This is a genomic window from Streptomyces sp. SID11385 (assembly GCF_010548245.1).
GTDB lineage: Bacteria > Actinomycetota > Actinomycetes > Streptomycetales > Streptomycetaceae > Streptomyces.
In genome coordinates, this window is record NZ_JAAGLR010000290.1 from 1 (window position 1) to 2873 (window position 2873).

Here is a 2873-nt window from a genome sequence, read left to right on the forward strand (position 1 = left end):
CCCCCGCCTCGGCGCCCCCCTTCCCGCGCAGGCGCCGGCGTCCCGCGCAGGCCGCTACCCCAGCGTCACCCCCGCCCGCTCCACGATCGCGCCCGTCGGCGCCGTGTGCGGCAGCGTGCCGAAGGCCGTGCCCCAGTCGCCGCCCAGCCGCGAGGCGCAGAACGCGTCCGCGACCTCCGGCGGGGCGAAACGGACCAGGAGCGAGCCCTGGAGGACGAGCGCCATGCGCTCCACCAGGCGCCGGGCCCGCGCCTCGATGCCCTCCAGGTCGGCGAGCTCCTGGAAGAGCTGCTTCACCGCCGCGTCCAGGCGGTGGTCCGCGCCGCGCGCCGCCCCGAGTTCGCCGAGGAAGGCGTCGAGCGCGCCCGGCTCGCGCTGGAGCGCGCGCAGCACGTCGAGCGCCTGCACGTTCCCCGAGCCCTCCCACAGCGAGTTGAGGGGGGATTCGCGTAGCAGCCGCGGCAGGCCCGACTCCTCCACGTACCCGTTGCCGCCCAGGCATTCGAGGGCCTCGGCGACCACGGGCGTGCACCGCTTCGTCACCCAGTACTTCGCGACGGGCACCGCGAGCCGGAGCAGCGCCCGCTCCCGCTCGTCGCCCGCGTCCGCCGCGTCGTAGGCGGCGGCGAGCCGCAGCGCGAGCGTCGTCGCCGCCTCCGACTCCAGCGCGAGATCCGCCAGGACATTGCGCATGAGCGGCTTGTCGACGAGCACCCCGCCGAACGCCTCGCGGTACCTCGCGTGATGGATCGCCTGCGCCACCGCCTGCCGCATGAGCGCCGCCGAGCCCAGCGCGCAGTCCAGGCGCGTCGCCGAGACCATCTCGATGATGGTCCGCACCCCGCGCCCCTCCTCGCCCACGAGCCGCGCCCACGTCCCGTCGAACTCGACCTCGCTCGACGCGTTCGAGCGGTTGCCGAGCTTGTCCTTGAGCCGCTGGATCGCGAAGACGTTGCGCTCCCCGTCCGCGAGGACCCGGGGCACGAGGAAGCAGCTCAGCCCGCCCGGCGCCTGCCCGAGCACGAGGAACCCGTCCGACATCGGCGCCGAGCAGAACCACTTGTGCCCGGTCAGCTCGAAGGCGCCGTCCTCGGCGAGCGGCACCGCGCGCGTCGTGTTGGCGCGTACGTCGCTGCCGCCCTGCTTCTCCGTCATGCCCATCCCGAAGAGCGCGCCCGCCTTCTCGCTCGCGGGACGCAGCCCCTCGTCGTACACCCGCGAGGTCAGCAGCGGCTCCCACACGGCGGCGAGATCCGGCTGCGCGCGCAGCGCCGGGACCGCCGCGTGCGTCATCGACAGCGGGCAGCCGTGGCCCGCCTCCGCCTGCGTCCACGTCAGGAACCCCGCCGCCCGCCGTACGTGCCCGCCGGGCCGCGTCCACGCGCTCGTGAGGCCCGCCGAGACCGCGTGCCCGAGCAGCCGGTGCCACGCCGGATGGAACTCGACCTCGTCGATCCGGTGGCCGAAACGGTCATGGGTGCGCAGTTTCGGTGGATTCTCGTTCGCCTGCTCGCCCCACTCCTGTGCCTGCGCCGACCCCGCCGCCCGCCCGAGCTCGCTCAGCTCGGTCAGCGCCGTGGGCAACAGCTCCGGATCGAGGTGGCGTTCCACCGCCTCGCTCAGGGACCGGTCGGCGCCGAAGACGTCGTACCCGACCAGGGGCGGAGGCTGGTTGGTCACTGTGTGGGTGCGCGATGCCATACGGATACGGTAAGGACGTGCACCAGGCAAAAGAAACAGCTACGCGGCGGAGACCGGGCCGTCTCCGCCGCGTCCGGGCGCTCTACCGCAATGTGTCCAAGCGTCGCACCGCCTGGTTGCTCGTGAAGGACACCGTCAACTCCTGCATGGAGTACCGCATCCTCGGCCTGGCCGCCGAGGCCGCGTTCTTCTCGCTGCTCTCCGTGCCGCCGCTGCTCCTGTGCCTCGTCGGCCTCCTCGGCTACGTGGACGCGTGGACGGGCGCCGACACGATCGCCGGCTTCGAGCAGCACTTCCTCGACGCGTCCCGGACCGTCCTGTCCGACCAGGGCGTCCACGACATCGCGAAACCGATCTTCGAGGACGTCACGCGCGGTCGCCCCGACGTCATCTCGATCGGCTTCGTCTTCGCGCTGTGGTCGGGCTCGCGCGCCGTCAACGTCTTCATCGACACCATCACCGTCATGTACGGGCTCGACGGTGTGCGCGGCATCGTGGCGACGCGCCTGCTCTCCTTCGGCCTCTTCATCGTCGGCCTCATCATCTGCTCGGTCGCGCTGCCGCTCATGGTCGCGGGCCCCGACACCGTCGTGAACGTCCTGCCGTGGAGCGGTACGGCCGTCCAGATCCTCTACTGGCCGGTCGTCATCATCCTGTGCGTCGTCTTCCTCACGACGCTCTACCACGTCTCCGTCCCCGTCCGCTCGCCCTGGATCGAGGACGTGCCGGGGTCCTTCGTCGCCCTCGCGATGTGGGTCGTGTGCAGCTTCCTGCTGCGCATCTACCTCACCTCGACGATCGAGGGCCCCACGATCTACGGCTCGCTCGCCGCGCCCGTCGCCGTGCTCCTGTGGATCGGGGTCTCGGCCTTCGCGGTGCTCGTCGGCGCCGCGATGAACGCCGCGATCGACCGCGTCTGGCCCTCCGTGGCGACCTCGGCGGCGCGCGAGGCCAACGAGCGCGCCCGCGAGGCCGAGGCGGTGGGGGCCATGGCCCGCTACGCCGCCGAACGCGCCGGGCACGGCGAGCCGGGCGACCCCGACATGCCCAGCGAGTACCCGGAGCGCTGGGCCGGTTTCCTGCCCCCCGAGGACGTCTCCTCGCGCCTGCGCGCGCACGTCAAACGCCGCCCCGGCAAGCACGCCAAGCGCCCCGGTCCTGGCGCCGGTACG

The 2873-nt window shown here is 72.9% G+C and carries 2 protein-coding genes; one reads left to right on the forward strand and one right to left on the reverse strand.

Annotation, left to right across the window (positions count from 1 at the left end; all coding sequences use genetic code 11):
- Positions 1-54 precede the first annotated feature (54 nt).
- A complete protein-coding gene (locus G3I42_RS08950) occupies positions 55-1701 on the reverse strand; it encodes an acyl-CoA dehydrogenase family protein (RefSeq protein ID WP_164284079.1) in 1647 nt (548 codons plus the stop codon).
- Between the two features lie 17 nt (positions 1702-1718).
- Here G3I42_RS08950 and G3I42_RS08955 point away from each other — a divergent pair.
- Positions 1719-2873: YihY/virulence factor BrkB family protein (locus G3I42_RS08955; RefSeq protein WP_343244493.1), on the forward strand; the 1155-nt coding region annotated here is incomplete at its 3' end.

What these genes read in the sequence shown, in the direction of transcription:
- G3I42_RS08950 (WP_164284079.1), bottom strand. Translation starts at nt 1,701, where the DNA reads ATGGCATCGCGCACCCACACAGTGACCAACCAGCCTCCGCCCCTGGTC.